The 13,267-nt window shown below is 54.4% G+C and carries 14 protein-coding genes; 4 read left to right on the forward strand and 10 right to left on the reverse strand.

The features are described 5' to 3' along the window. Positions 1 to 13: 13 nt before the first annotated feature. The 5 genes from potG to AC1RKC_RS05515 form a co-directional block, all read right to left on the reverse strand. Positions 14 to 1,147, reverse strand: a complete 1,134-nt coding sequence (gene potG, locus AC1RKC_RS05495; protein ID WP_020826079.1) for a putrescine ABC transporter ATP-binding subunit PotG — start codon at positions 1,145 to 1,147, stop codon at positions 14 to 16. A 137-nt stretch (positions 1,148 to 1,284) separates the two neighbouring features. Beyond that, positions 1,285 to 2,394: a spermidine/putrescine ABC transporter substrate-binding protein PotF gene (potF, locus tag AC1RKC_RS05500; RefSeq protein ID WP_020826078.1), complete on the reverse strand. Its 1,110-nt coding sequence runs from the start codon at positions 2,392 to 2,394 to the stop codon at positions 1,285 to 1,287. A 408-nt stretch (positions 2,395 to 2,802) separates the two neighbouring features. After that, a complete protein-coding gene (locus tag AC1RKC_RS05505) occupies positions 2,803 to 3,282 on the reverse strand; it encodes a type III secretion system chaperone family protein (protein ID WP_020826077.1) in 480 nt (159 codons plus the stop codon). A gap of 161 nt (positions 3,283 to 3,443) precedes the next feature. Beyond that, positions 3,444 to 4,346 carry a 30S ribosomal protein S6--L-glutamate ligase gene (rimK, locus tag AC1RKC_RS05510; RefSeq protein ID WP_493091940.1) on the reverse strand — a complete coding sequence of 301 codons (903 nt, stop codon included), beginning with the start codon at positions 4,344 to 4,346 and terminating at the stop codon, positions 3,444 to 3,446. A 56-nt stretch (positions 4,347 to 4,402) separates the two neighbouring features. Further along, positions 4,403 to 4,708 (reverse strand): YbjC family protein, encoded by a 306-nt coding sequence (locus AC1RKC_RS05515; protein WP_044549449.1) that lies wholly within the window; start codon positions 4,706 to 4,708, stop codon positions 4,403 to 4,405. A gap of 242 nt (positions 4,709 to 4,950) precedes the next feature. Here AC1RKC_RS05515 and AC1RKC_RS05520 point away from each other — a divergent pair, with 242 nt between their 5' ends. Further along, positions 4,951 to 5,214, forward strand: a complete 264-nt coding sequence (locus tag AC1RKC_RS05520; RefSeq protein WP_012006074.1) for a GrxA family glutaredoxin — start codon at positions 4,951 to 4,953, stop codon at positions 5,212 to 5,214. Positions 5,215 to 5,257: 43 nt separating this feature from the next. Here AC1RKC_RS05520 and AC1RKC_RS05525 read toward each other — a convergent pair whose 3' ends face one another. Further along, entirely contained in the window at positions 5,258 to 5,647 is a 390-nt protein-coding gene (locus AC1RKC_RS05525) for an inner membrane protein YbjM (protein ID WP_048761796.1), read from the reverse strand. Positions 5,648 to 6,074: 427 nt separating this feature from the next. Here AC1RKC_RS05525 and AC1RKC_RS05530 point away from each other — a divergent pair, with 427 nt between their 5' ends. After that, positions 6,075 to 7,763 carry an aspartate:alanine antiporter gene (locus AC1RKC_RS05530; protein WP_041414378.1) on the forward strand — a complete coding sequence of 563 codons (1,689 nt, stop codon included), beginning with the start codon at positions 6,075 to 6,077 and terminating at the stop codon, positions 7,761 to 7,763. Positions 7,764 to 8,046: 283 nt separating this feature from the next. Here AC1RKC_RS05530 and AC1RKC_RS05535 read toward each other — a convergent pair whose 3' ends face one another. From AC1RKC_RS05535 to AC1RKC_RS05545, 3 genes are all read right to left on the reverse strand, one after another. Further along, positions 8,047 to 9,015 (reverse strand): threonine ammonia-lyase, encoded by a 969-nt coding sequence (locus tag AC1RKC_RS05535; RefSeq protein WP_493091935.1) that lies wholly within the window; start codon positions 9,013 to 9,015, stop codon positions 8,047 to 8,049. Positions 9,016 to 9,219: 204 nt separating this feature from the next. Continuing rightward, positions 9,220 to 9,732, reverse strand: a complete 513-nt coding sequence (gene eco / locus AC1RKC_RS05540) for a serine protease inhibitor ecotin (protein WP_020826071.1) — start codon at positions 9,730 to 9,732, stop codon at positions 9,220 to 9,222. Between the two features lie 140 nt (positions 9,733 to 9,872). Next, positions 9,873 to 10,721 carry a 5'-methylthioadenosine/S-adenosylhomocysteine nucleosidase gene (locus AC1RKC_RS05545; RefSeq protein WP_493091932.1) on the reverse strand — a complete coding sequence of 283 codons (849 nt, stop codon included), beginning with the start codon at positions 10,719 to 10,721 and terminating at the stop codon, positions 9,873 to 9,875. Between the two features lie 160 nt (positions 10,722 to 10,881). Between AC1RKC_RS05545 and AC1RKC_RS05550 the strand changes: the two genes are divergently transcribed. Next, the gene (locus AC1RKC_RS05550; protein WP_115061067.1) at positions 10,882 to 11,616 is read left to right on the forward strand and encodes a phosphatase PAP2 family protein; all 735 of its coding nucleotides are present in this window, start codon (positions 10,882 to 10,884) and stop codon (positions 11,614 to 11,616) included. A gap of 5 nt (positions 11,617 to 11,621) precedes the next feature. Next, on the forward strand, positions 11,622 to 12,227 hold the full coding sequence (ybjG, locus tag AC1RKC_RS05555) for an undecaprenyl-diphosphate phosphatase (protein ID WP_041415284.1): 606 nt from the start codon (positions 11,622 to 11,624) through the stop codon (positions 12,225 to 12,227). A gap of 34 nt (positions 12,228 to 12,261) precedes the next feature. Here ybjG and AC1RKC_RS05560 read toward each other — a convergent pair whose 3' ends face one another. Next, positions 12,262 to 13,101, reverse strand: a complete 840-nt coding sequence (locus tag AC1RKC_RS05560) for an aldose epimerase family protein (RefSeq protein ID WP_493091930.1) — start codon at positions 13,099 to 13,101, stop codon at positions 12,262 to 12,264. Positions 13,102 to 13,267 lie beyond the last annotated feature (166 nt).

Consider the following 13,267-nt stretch of genomic DNA (forward strand, 5'->3'; position numbering starts at 1 on the left):
TCACCTTCGCCATTCACACCGTTAACACGACACAGCTGTCGGCTTCCCAACACAGCCGCACTTCGTCGCCCCAGGTCGGCATCCCTTTGCGGAAACGGTGACCGTTTTGCAATTGGGCGCTGAGCATCTGGCCGCTGAGCAGCTTCACGTGGTAGATCGACAAATCGCCAAGGTAGGCAATGTGCACCACCTCCCCCACGGCAAAGTTGCAGCCATCTTCCGGGATCTCTTCGCACAGCATGATTTTTTCCGGTCGCAACGCAACCTGGATCGGCACCCCGTCCACCACCGAGGCGTCGGAGTCTACCTTGATCGCATGACGCAAACCGGGGCTTTGCAGGATCAGGGCATCGTCCTGACGCTCTTGCAGCACACAGTCAAATACGTTCACCGAACCGATAAACTCGGCGCTGAAACGGCTGTTCGGGTGTTCGTAGATCTCTTCCGGCTCGCCGATCTGCACAAACTTGCCGCGATTCATGATGGCGATACGGCCTGCCATGGTCATCGCCTCTTCCTGATCGTGGGTAACCATCACGCAGGTCACGCCGACGCGCTCAAGAATGTCCGTCACTTCCAGTTGCATACGGTCACGCAGTTTTTTATCCAGTGCGCCCATCGGTTCATCCAGCAGCAGCAGCTTTGGCCGCTTGGCAAGGCTGCGCGCCAGCGCCACACGCTGGCGTTGGCCGCCGGAAAGCTGGTGCGGCTTGCGTTTGGCAAACTCCTGCATATGGACCAGCGACAGCATTTCCGCGACCCGCTCGGTGATTTCCCCACGCGGCATCTTGTCCTGTTTCAGGCCGAAAGCGATGTTTTGCTCCACCGTCATGTGCGGGAACAGGGCGTAGGACTGGAACATCATGTTAATCGGCCGCTGGTATGGCGGCACGTGCGACATGTCTTGCCCATCGAGTACGATTTGCCCTTCCGTCGGCTGTTCAAAACCGGCCAGCATGCGCAACAGCGTCGACTTACCGCAGCCGGAGGGGCCCAGCAGGGCAAATATTTCGCCTTTGTAGATGGTCAGGCTAACGTCTTCGACCGCATTTTGGCCGTCAAAGGTTTTGGTGAGGTTACGGATTTCCAGCAGAGGGGTGAAGACCTTCTGCGACTTGGCTTGAGGACGAGGGATAGCGTCGTTCAATCGGGGTGCTCTCCGGTGCAAACAGTACAAAAAACCACGGCGATTGCCATGGCCCAAAATGGCAATGCAGGCGGGTAGCCCCGCCTGCTGGTCAAGACAACACTGAAAGCCGGGCCCGGCATTTTGGGCCCTGAGTACTAGCGTCCGCTTTTAACTTTAGTCCAGGCGCGGGTAATCACACGATCCAACTTCGGCGATTGCACGTTCAGCGTGAACAGCTTGGCACGCAGATCGGCCGGTGGGTAGACGTTCGGATTATCACGCACTTCCGCTTTCACCAGCGGAGTGGAGTCCTTCACCGCGTTGGCGTAATAGACGTAGTTGCTGATACCGGCCATCACATCGGGCTTCATCAGGAAGTTCAGGAACTGGTAGGCGGCGTCCTTGTTTTTGGCATCTGCCGGCATGGCAAACATGTCAAAATAGGTCAGGGCCCCTTCTTTAGGAATGGCATAGGCCACGTTCACGCCGTTCTTCGCCTCTTTGGCGCGGTTGGCCGCCTGCATCACATCACCGGACCAGCCTATCGCTACGCAGATATCACCGTTAGCCAGGTCATTGATGTATTGAGAAGAGTGGAAGTAACGGATGTTCGGCCGCAGCTTAAGCAGCAGATCGTTGGCCGCACCGGTGTAATCCGCTGCGTTGGTGCTGTTGGGATCCTTGCCCAGGTAGTGCAGTACGGTAGCGTAAACCTCGCTCGGCGCATCCAGGAAGGAAACACCACAGCTTTTAAGCTTCTCGAGGTTCTCTGGCTTGAGGATCAGATCCCAGCTGTCGACCGGCGCATCTTTGCCCAGCACCGCCTTCACCTTGTCGACGTTATAGCCGATGCCGGTGGTCACCATCAGGTAAGGGATACCGTACTTGTTGTCCTTGTCATTGTGTGCCACCAACTGCAGCATTTCGGGATCAAGGTTTTTGTAGTTCGGCATCTTGCTCTTGTCAAGCGGCTCGAAAATACCGGCCTTCGACTGGCGCTCAAGGAAGTTGGATGAAGGCACTACCAGATCATAACCGGTGCTGCCCGCCATCAGTTTGCCTTCCAACACTTCATTGGAGTCAAAGACGTCGTACACCACTTTAATGCCGGTTTCTTTCTGGAATTTGGCTAAGGTGTCCGGCGCAATATAGTCGGACCAGTTATAGACGTGCAGCGTTTTTTCCTCGGCTGACGCCGTGACGGACGCGGCCATCAGCAGGCCGGCAACAACACCCGATAACCACTTTTTACGTTGGGTGACCATCCGTAACTTCCTCCAAAACAGGGGTGAATCATAGAATTGAACTTGTATCGCAAACTGATACAAAACCTTTCCTGATCGAGCGCAATCGTTGCAACCGCGGATTGAATAGCTATGCAGTTGATTGCAGACACCTTTTTCAACTGCCCAGCCCGCATGGTCACCTGGGGAATCGCAAGCCCTTAGCAGAATCAGCAGCATAACCGCTGTTGCCAAAACGCACCAGCCTCCGGGGGCAAAAACGGCTTTTATCGATTTTTTATGCAGTTTCTCTCTATGTGATACGCCATTAATGGCATAAACGGCGAGAAATATCGGGCAAAAGAGGGTAAAACGCAGAATATATTATCGTGGAAGGGAATAACGGCAGCATGCCGCCAGAAGGGCGACATGCATAATCTACAGCGGGGATCAGTGCAACATTGGCAGGCGTTCGGCGCTAGCCGGGTTCTCTTCCTCGTCACCCATAAACAGCAGATCGTTCGCCCGCGCCTCGAGGATCACCATGGAGATCTGCTCTTCGCCCTGCTGCATAAAGTGCGTGAACTGTTCCAGCGTGACGCCCACGGCGATACTTAGCGACTGACAGACGATCAGCTTCGGCAGGTTATCATCCTGGATATCGACAAAGGCTTTGATGGTCAGCGAACTGGCGTTGATCTGGCTGAGATCGGCCACCAGAGGGATCAGCGCGGTCGGCTTCACCTCGGCCAGGGCGGAAAACAGAATAACGTTGTCCACCAGATCGAGTTTGGCGTCAAATACGCCGTCGAAGTTTTGCATGTGCGGCAGGTGCAGCGCCTGACAGGAATCGCACTCAAAGAATGAAATGCCCGATTGATCCAGCCAGCGTCGCAACAACGCCAAATCAGGGACAATGAGTGAATCCATAATACCAGCCTCACAATATTCAAAACGCGAAAAGGCGCATAGCTTACGGAATATTCCCCCGCGATGCCACGATCAATGCGGCTTAATTCGCTATTTGGGCAAATATCGCCGGGAAAAAACCACAAAGCTGGCGATTGCAAAGCCGATTTTGGTCGGCGACATCAGCCGCCCGACTTGAGACGAAATCGCGATCTGGCGCGCGGCTCGATATACTCGATCATCATGCCGGCAATATCCAATCCCGTGGTGGTTTCCACCCCTTCAAGCCCCGGTGAGGCGTTCACTTCCATCACCAGCGGGCCGCGAGTCGCTCGCAAAATATCTACCCCGGCGACGTCCAGTCCCAGCGTGGTGGCCGCCTTAACCGCAATAGCTCGCTCTTTGGCGGTGATGCTCACTTTGCGGGCGGTACCCCCACGATGCAGATTGGAGCGGAACTCCCCGGGCTTGGCCTGACGCTCAATCGCGGCCACTACCTTGCCGCCGACCACCAGACAACGCACGTCACTGCCCTGTGCCTCGCGAATATATTCCTGCACCAGGATATGGGCGTTAAGGCCGCGAAAGGCGTCAATCACGCTTTCCGCCGCCTGGCGGGTTTCCGCCAACACTACGCCGATACCCTGCGTCCCCTCCACCAGTTTCACCACCAGTGGCGCACCGCCGACCAGCTCAATCAAATCACCGGTATCGTCCGGCGAATGGGCGAAACCGGTGATTGGCAGATCGATCCCCTGGCGTGCCAGCAACTGCAGCGAACGCAGTTTGTCGCGTGCACGGGTGATCGCCACCGACTCATTCAGCGGGTAACTGCCCAGCAGCTCGAACTGGCGCAGTACGGCGGTACCATAAAAGGTGATGGCGGAGCCGATGCGCGGGATCACCGCATCGTAGCGTTCCAACTGACGGCCGCGATAATGAATGGTCGGCGCGGCCGGGTTAATGTTCATATAGCAAGAAAGCGGATCGATAATATCCACGCTGTGGCCGCGCTGCTCTGCCGCCTCCACCAAACGCTTGCATGAGTACAGCGTTCCATCGCGCGAAAGAATGGCAATTTTCACTCGTCACCCCAAAAAGGCAATCACCTGCCAGGCAGGCCTGCACCGACGGCCATCACTCAGCCGCGCGGCTCACTGTCGTTTTTATCGACCGGCGAATGAGGCTTATGCCGGTCGTTCTGCGGCGGCTGACCGCCGCGCATTAGCGGGCCGAATCCTTGCACCACGCGCCAAACCAAAAAAGCCGCCGCCGGGACCATCAGCGCCACGCCGAGGAAAATCATGCCCACCGCTGCCTGCTGGGAAGCCAACCAGCCTGGCAATTGAACGTGACCGTGAATGCTCAGATAAGCCAGCACTAATGACAGCATGCCCAGGCCTTCCAAAACCAACACCGTACGGGGTAAGTCACCGAATGAACGCATATTTTTCTTCTCCAGAAGCTCTGCCTCCAGTGTAGTGAATTCCCCCCGATGGCGACAGCCCCGGCGGCTTAATCGGTTAGATGAATCAGATTAACAGGTAATTCCTGCTTTTTTTTCGCTGACCCAACGGGCATAGTAGGCGCCATCAATGCGGGTAATGCTCAACCTTAAGTCTTTTTTGACTGACAGAATGTCATTGCAGTTGCGATTAAATTATTGAATATCAATCTAAGGAGTGTTGCATGTTTGCAGTTATCTTCGGGCGCCCAGGCTGTCCTTATTGTGTCCGTGCGAAAGAGTTGGCGGAAAAACTGACTGAAGAACGTGACGATTTCAACTTCCGTTATGTTGATATCCACGCTGAAGGCATCACCAAAGCCGATCTGGAAAAAACCGTTGGCAAACCGGTAGAAACCGTTCCGCAGATCTTCCTCGATGAGAAACACATCGGCGGCTGCACCGATTTCGAAGCTTATGCCAAAGAAAACCTGAACCTGTTCCAGTAAGTTTCAGGCAAGAACGACAAAAAGGCGCTCAAAGCGCCTTTTTTTATTGCCGTTCGCGGCGGTGACATTGCAGATAAGCCTGCAACAAGCCGCCGATAAACAGCGCCAGCAGCGCGCCAAACATGCACCAGAATACCGCGCTGGTGGCGTAAGCCAATTCCTGCCAGAACGAATAAGAGGGTGTTAACCAAAAGTGGCGGATGATCAGGCACAGCGGCAGTGCATAGAGCGCGCCCAGTAACGGGCAGAGAATGCGTTTTTTACTCGACAGATAACTGGCAACCACGCCGGGTATCACGAACAGCAACAGGCCCGTCTCCCCCCGATGCTCATGATCGGTACTGCCAAAGACTCCGCTCTGCTGGCCGAGATACACCAGGCTGAACAGCAGGAAACAGCTCAAAATACCCCACCAATACCGTTCGCTCGCCATACCCTACTCCCCCTTAATCTGTTACCACACCGTAGAAATCAGCCGTGTCACAAAGCCGGTGACGCCTTGCCGTAGAACGGCAACGCTGAACTGAACTTTTTCCTTGGCTACTAAAAGAGAGCTACCCCGCTAAATTTCAGGCTGCGTATCCTCGGCACCGGCGGCTATGCCATTGGGCAGAGCACGTCTCTGGCTGCAGACGACGGCGTTGCGGCTTGAAATACAACGGGTAAAAATGCGTTCGGTGGCGCAGGAACTCAGCTTTATGCTGGCTGTCATGCGCCATAGCGACTAGAATAAACGCCGCCGATCGATGGTTCGAATCGCCTTCCGCTGGTTAGTTATTTATGACGTCGATTTTTGACTGAATTTATATCTTATAGTTATCTATATCAAGCACTTACTGGTAAACAATAAGTTATCCTCCGTGAACATAAACGTCGCTAGTTTGTTAAACGGTAACTACATCCTGTTACTGTTCGTGGTACTCGCACTGGGGCTGTGCCTCGGTAAAGTCCGTCTGGGCTCCGTTCAACTCGGTAATTCCATTGGCGTTTTGGTGGTTTCGCTGCTGCTTGGCCAACAACATTTCGCCATTAACACCGAAGCGCTAAATCTCGGCTTTATGCTATTTATTTTCTGCGTTGGCGTGGAAGCCGGGCCCAACTTTTTCTCGATATTTTTCCGCGACGGTAAAAATTACCTGATGCTGGCGCTGGTAATGGTCGGTTCCGCGATGGTGATCGCCATCGGTCTCGGCAAACTTTTCCACTGGGATATTGGCCTGACCGCCGGCATGCTCGCCGGATCCATGACCTCAACCCCAGTCCTGGTTGGCGCTGGCGATACGCTGCGCAATACCATCACCAACGGCCCGGCGCTGCTGGCGGCACAGGATCATCTGAGCCTCGGCTATGCCCTGACCTACCTGATTGGCCTGGTGAGTCTGATTTTCGGCGCACGTTACCTGCCTAAGCTGCAACACCAGGACCTTTCCACCTCCGCTCAGCAAATTGCCCGCGAACGTGGCCTGGACACGGACAGCCAACGCAAGGTTTATTTGCCGGTTATCCGCGCTTACCGCGTGGGACCGGAGCTGGTGGCCTGGGCCGATGGCAAAAACCTGCGCGAACTGGGCATCTATCGCCAGACCGGCTGCTATATCGAACGCATACGTCGTAACGGTATTTTGGCAAACCCGGACGGTGACGCGGTGCTACAGGTAGGCGATGAAATCTCGCTGGTTGGCTACCCCGATGCCCATGCACGGCTGGATCCCAGCTTCCGCAACGGCAAAGAGGTCTTCGACCGCGATCTGCTGGACATGCGCATCGTCACCGAAGAGATTGTGGTCAAGAACAGCAATGCGGTGAACAAGCGCCTGAGCCAGCTGAAGCTGACCGATCATGGCTGCTTCCTCAACCGGGTGATCCGTAGCCAGATTGAAATGCCTATCGACGACAGTATCGTGCTCAACAAAGGCGATGTACTGCAGGTCAGCGGCGACGCTCGCCGAGTGAAAAGCGTGGCGGAGAAGATTGGCTTTATCTCGATCCACAGTCAGGTCACCGATCTGTTGGCATTCTGCGCCTTCTTTATCATCGGGCTGTTGATTGGCCAGATCACCATCCAGTTCAGCAACTTCTCGTTCGGCATCGGTAACGCCGCCGGCTTGCTGATGTCCGGCATCATGCTCGGCTTCCTGCGTGCCAACCACCCGACCTTTGGCTACATTCCGCAGGGCGCGCTCAATATGGTTAAAGAGTTCGGCCTGATGGTGTTTATGGCCGGTGTTGGCCTGAGCGCCGGTGCCGGTATTGGCCACAGCCTGGGTGCCGTTGGCGGCCAGATGCTGATCGCCGGACTGATCGTCAGCCTGGTGCCGGTGGTGATCTGCTTCCTGTTCGGCGCTTACGTGCTGCGCATGAACCGTGCCCTGCTGTTTGGCGCCATTATGGGGGCCCGCACCTGTGCGCCGGCGATGGAGATTATCAGCGACACCGCACGCAGCAATATCCCTGCCCTGGGCTATGCCGGTACCTATGCTATCGCTAACGTATTGTTAACCCTGGCCGGTTCGCTGATTGTAGTGTTGTGGCCGGGGATCCTCGGCTAAACGATAAGCAATGAAGATGAATCAGTGGCAAAAATATTTTGAAATTTTTATCCCCGGTGAGAACTTTCCTTGCCGGGGGTAGTCTGAATTAGTGCCACTGCTTTTCTTTGATGTCCCCATTTTGTGGAGCCCGTTAGTCCCGCCTTTTTAGGTTCAAGACTATCGGGTTTTTTGTTGCCTGAAATAAAGTGAACCGGTGGTTCGGCCCAACAAAACCATTAAATTCATTGATGCTCAGACGTGACTTATAAGCAGCGTCACTCATCCGAAAATTGCGATGAACTCAAAGATTGCGCGAATAACTCACCCATTTCGCCATGTCCTGATGGGATATATTCCCGCCGCACACCACCATCCCGATCACCGCATTGGCGGGCAGCCTGGGCGCAATAGCCAGCACAGCGGGAATGAGCGTTCCGGAAGCCAATTCGACCCACTGCTTAGCCTCTTCGCCAAAAGCGATCATCCCTTCGATGGCAGCCTTATCTGAAACAACCACTATGTCTTCGACATAAGCTTGAGCATGCGCAAGCATCATTTCGTCAATGACGGGCACCCCCAGCGTGGAAATAATGGACGTGACCTTAATCTCGATAGGTTTCCCGGCGCCAAGCGCCTGATGCATTGAATTGGCGCCCGCAGTTTCAACACCCCAAATCCTGATCTCCGGCTTGATGGTTTTCAGCGCCGTCGCCACACCGGCCAGCATGCCACCGCCACCTACAGCAACAAAAACATCGGTTAAATCAGGACAATCGGCAATAAACTCAAGTGCCAGGGTGCCATGCCCTTCGGCTATCAGCGAATCGTTACAGTCATCGATAACTATATAACCTTCGGCTGCCAAGGCCTTCGCTCGCTCAAACGCCGCATGAACATCCGTTTCTATCATGACGCTACTGCCCAACTGACGGACCCGGTCGATAGCGGTGGAGGGTGCGCTGGGTGGCATAATAATGGTGACGTCAGCGCCAAAGATTTTCGCAGCCTCGGCGATCGCAATACCAAAATTACCGCCGCTCACCGCAACAAACCGGTTATCTTTAAGCTCATCCGCCAGTTTCAAAAATTTGTTAAGCACCCCTCGGGCTTTAAAAGAACCGCCAAGCTGGGTGTTTTCCAGCTTCAGGAAGACGGGCCGCAGGATTTTTTCAGCCAGTTTCGAACCGGGAATGGCCGGCGTGCGAATCACTTTCCCAGATAAACGCTCCGCTGCTTCAATGATGGCGTTAAATTCAATTAATTTTGTCATGTTGGCCCAGTTAGGTAGATTGCGTTGCTGTGTATCGACACCAAACTACATACTTTTACTGCCGTTTTCTATTGCTATACCCCACTGTGCGACACACAAAAAAAGCCCGTTTGGGGGGCTATGGCCAACGGCGCAATGCACTCCCCCAAACGGGCTTTTATTCGGTAATGACTTAGCCGTGCTAATGGTTAGCACGCATCGATATTATTTCTGCTCGGCCTTGCTCACCGTCTCTTCGGCTTTCCACACACGGTATTTCACTTCCACGTCTTTCGGCACGTAGACCACAATCGGCAAGCGGCTGTTGTAACGCTGCATGGACGCGTCACCCAAATTGGCAGCGATAAATTTCTGCTGTTTGCTATTGTCTGGGCACCCCATCAAGGTGGAGGCCGGATCGGACAGTTTTTCCAACACCAGATAGTCATAGCCCCAGCCGGAAAGGGTTTTGCTTTCCAGCGTGCCGCCGATCATGTGGTGGTTGCAGTCCACTTCCAGCGTTTTGCCGATCAGCAGTTCCACCTTGAAGTTCTCTTCGTGTTCCTGTTTAGGCAGGTAAATCACCTGACGGCTCATGCCTTTTTCCGCTTTAGGGTATGGCGCGACCTTTTCCAGCGGCTGTTTGCTGATATCGGTGTCTTCGGCAGAGGTGGCAGCAATGGCGCTGGCGGAAACGGCCATCAGCAGGCCGGAAAATACGACGGATGCCTTGTTCATGTTTTATCCCTACAATGATTAAATGCTTCGCCCATAAGCTAATACACTCCTGACAAGCTCGCCAGCAGTTTAATCTTCTTTACAATGGACAATGGTCAGCAACAACAACCAGAATGCCGACCAAAAATCAGGATAAGCAATCAGCGAGATGCGTTTTCAGCGATATAAGCCTTCACCACCTGGTAGACATAATCCTGACACGCAAGCCCGGTCTGCGGATCGTATTTACCCTGGTTGGTAATATTGTTGGACAGGACGCGAATGCCGACAAAAGGAATATTGAAAGCCGCGGCTATCTGAGCGGCGGAAGCCGTTTCCATCTCTTCTACCGAGGTATGATATTTTTCGCGGAAGTCACGAATGCGATCCAGTTCGCTGTTCCAGACGTCGGCGGAGCCAATCACTCCTTCAACGACCTTGCCCTGCGCGTAGCTGCCCTTAACGCTCTCCGCTATCGCCAACAGTTTAGCGTCTGCCGGGAATTGACGGATCGTATGGGAATTTTTATCCTCACCGGCGCTGCCTTTCGAAGCCAGCAAATCCATAGGTTGCCACTGCCGTGAATCACTGCCTTCGCCCAGTGCTTTTTTCGGCGTTTTAAACGCGCCCAGGCTAACCGAATATTTTCCCAGCACGATGTCATACACTTTCAGCGCAGGATCGTGGCCGCCGGCAGTGCCCTGATTGATGATCGCCACCGGACGGAACTCGGTCGCGGCGATCGCCGTAGCCGCCGCAGCGTTAGACATGCCTTTCAGCGTTTCCGACACCACGACCGGATAACCGTCCACGGTGCCGCGCCAGAAGCGCCAACCGCCAATTTGTTCTTCACGCGGGTTGTCCAGACGTTGGGCGAAACGTTCCGCCTCCACCGGCATTGCGCCCTGAACCACAATCGGCCCGGGGACAACACCCTGCTGCGCCACCGTCAGAGGAGAAAACAGCGCGCCACAGACCGCCAACAGCACAAGATTCAATTTTTTTGTCATCGCCACATCTTCCCAATAAAAAGCAAACGATTACCTTAACTGAAAGCCGATAGCCCGCCTATTCCTTTCTCACAGCAGGCTTGCCCGGGCATTAAGGTTTTCTTAAGACAGAATTATTACAGTGGGGCTCTCTATCACTCTGATTGAATCTGAGCCCTGCGTGAATCCAAAACCTTCACTAAATCAATCCTCAACAACACCCCAAATTCAGACTAACGCCCTTTACTCGCTGCCGGCATCCTTTTACCGTTGGCAGGTTTTTGGGTTGATAGCCAGTGGGTTGCTGTTCCTTTGGCTGTCGCGCAATGAACAGCTGGACTGGGCCATCAGCAATTACTGGTTCGACGCCGCCAGCGGGCATTTTCCGTGGCAGAACAATCACTGGCTGGACTTGATTAACCACCGCCTGCTGAAAATCGGCGTGATTACCGGTGCGGTGCTGGCGCTGTTCTGGGGCATTTATCGCCGTAACCCGCGCATGATTGTCACCATGCTGCTGGTCGGCATTGGTCCCTTGGTGGTCGGGATTCTGAAAGCCACCAGCGCACATTCCTGCCCTTGGGATTTAATCGAATACGGCGGCAAGGCGATGTCCTACCCTCTGTTCGGCGCAATACCGGCAGTACCTGGACCGGGGCGCTGCTTCCCTGGCGGTCATGCCTCCAGCGGCTTTGCCGTGATGGCGCTGTTTTTCCTGTTTTATCCGCAACGGCCACGCCTGGCTTACTGGTGTTGGTTCGGCGGCATTGTGCTCGGCATGCTGATGGGTTTTGGTCAGGTCATGCGCGGCGCACATTTTCTTACCCATAACCTGTGGGCGGGTTGGTGGGTCTGGCTCAGCCAACTGGCTGTTTATTGCATGGCGAGCGGGTTTGTCCGCCGCAAGACGAGGTAACTATGATAGAGCAGTTGAATTATCTTCTTTTCGCCTGGATCAACGCGACCCCGGCGTCCCCCGAAGGATCGATCGATGTCGCCACCTTTCTGGCGCGCGATCTGATCGCTATCGTGCCGATGCTGATTATCGGACTATGGCTGTGGGGGCCGCAGAACCAATTGGTGTCGCAACGTGAAGTGGTGGCCAAGACGACAATTGCTCTGCTGTTTGCCATGCTTTCTGCCGCCACTATCGGCATGTTGCTGCCACATGAACGGCCATTCGTCGCCGGTGTGGGGTATACCTTCCTGGCGCATGCGCCGGACAGTTCCTTCCCCAGCGATCACGGTACCGCCATCTTTACTTTCGCACTGGCTTTCCTGTTCTGGCACCGTGTCTGGTCAGGGATTTTATTGTTAATCGTGGCGGCTGGCATCGCCTGGTCCCGTGTCTATCTGGGGGTGCACTGGCCGTTGGACATGGTGGGTGGCTTCCTGCTCGGCCTGGTAGGCTGCCTGTTTGCCCAACTGGTGTGGAACCTGTTCGGCGACATCATTGCCGCCAAACTGACGCGCCTGTACCGTTTCCTGTTCGCCTTCCCGATCCGTAAAGGGTGGGTTAAAGAGTAATCTCTCTTCAGACAGGGGCGGCTCCGCCCCTGTCTCACACCACCCCGGTGGTGACACTGAAGGCTCTCATTTTCCCCGCCTCTATCACCATTGCAGGCAGTTTGTCGCCCTTACCGGTGGCCGGTTGGATAAACCTGAACAAACGCTGACTGCCCTGTTGTGTGACGGGGCGCAGACCATAGTTAAATTGTGCGGTGGAAAAACGCGTGACGTATCGTCTGCCCTTTGAGGCCAACATAAAAAACTCGGCCTGATCGACATACAACGACAAATCGTCCGAACACAGCACGCCCCGATCGGCGATGCTCCCCGTTGGCATCAAGGCCGGTGCCGGTAAATTCTGCCGGAAAATGGCTGCTGGGATGCAGCCATAATTTAATTGGCAGACATAATTCAGCGGTAAAGGCGCTTCGGCGAGATTAGTGATTTGCATATCAATGGAAAATTGTGCGCTGTCCGCCGTCAAGCTCACCGCCGGGCGCAACCTGCACTGCCGATCGGCAAGTTCGCCACTGCCGTACAGCGTCAGGGTATTCCCCTCTAGCTTCAACGCTACACGCTGCATGTTTAATTCTGATGATGAACCATCCTCATACGGCCAGGGTGAATGGAAAGCAACGCCGCTATGAGGATGGCAACGGGCCGCCTTGACGCTACGCCGGCTCGACTTCAGCGAGTAGCCATCAAAATCGGCATCCCAAATCGTCATCCCACTGTAGGGCAATACCCGCAGCGAGCCGCGGCTATTTTCCAACGTCAGCATCGGTCCTGCCTGAGCACAATCAACAACGGTAACCACAAAATCCGCATTGCGGAAAACTTCATCTGGTTGTGCCCCAAACCGCTGTGGCACCAGATTTATTAGCATATCCATAGTTTTTCCCCTGGGTGTTCTCGCAGGTCAAACCTGCATCCAGCACCAAAATGTTATTTAAATAACATATCATCACTGCCAATGTTATACACCACACAGCCTAAAAACGATGATCTGTGCTTCATTTTTAAAATCACGCTATCCTAATCGTCAGATGAATGTTATT

This window comes from Serratia sp. GW822-FHT06E05 (genome assembly GCF_058799445.1).

Excerpts from the sequence above, each read along its gene's own strand:
- potF (WP_020826078.1), bottom strand. The coding sequence starts at position 2,394 with ATGGTCACCCAACGTAAAAAGTGGTTATCGGGTGTTGTTGCCGGCCTG.
- AC1RKC_RS05505 (WP_020826077.1), bottom strand. The coding sequence starts at position 3,282 with ATGGATTCACTCATTGTCCCTGATTTGGCGTTGTTGCGACGCTGGCTG.
- AC1RKC_RS05515 (WP_044549449.1), bottom strand. The coding sequence starts at position 4,708 with ATGCGTTCATTCGGTGACTTACCCCGTACGGTGTTGGTTTTGGAAGGC.
- AC1RKC_RS05520 (WP_012006074.1), top strand. The coding sequence starts at position 4,951 with ATGTTTGCAGTTATCTTCGGGCGCCCAGGCTGTCCTTATTGTGTCCGT.
- AC1RKC_RS05525 (WP_048761796.1), bottom strand. The coding sequence starts at position 5,647 with ATGGCGAGCGAACGGTATTGGTGGGGTATTTTGAGCTGTTTCCTGCTG.
- AC1RKC_RS05535 (WP_493091935.1), bottom strand. The coding sequence starts at position 9,015 with ATGACAAAATTAATTGAATTTAACGCCATCATTGAAGCAGCGGAGCGT.
- eco (WP_020826071.1), bottom strand. The coding sequence starts at position 9,732 with ATGAACAAGGCATCCGTCGTATTTTCCGGCCTGCTGATGGCCGTTTCC.
- AC1RKC_RS05545 (WP_493091932.1), bottom strand. The coding sequence starts at position 10,721 with ATGACAAAAAAATTGAATCTTGTGCTGTTGGCGGTCTGTGGCGCGCTG.
- AC1RKC_RS05560 (WP_493091930.1), bottom strand. The coding sequence starts at position 13,101 with ATGGATATGCTAATAAATCTGGTGCCACAGCGGTTTGGGGCACAACCA.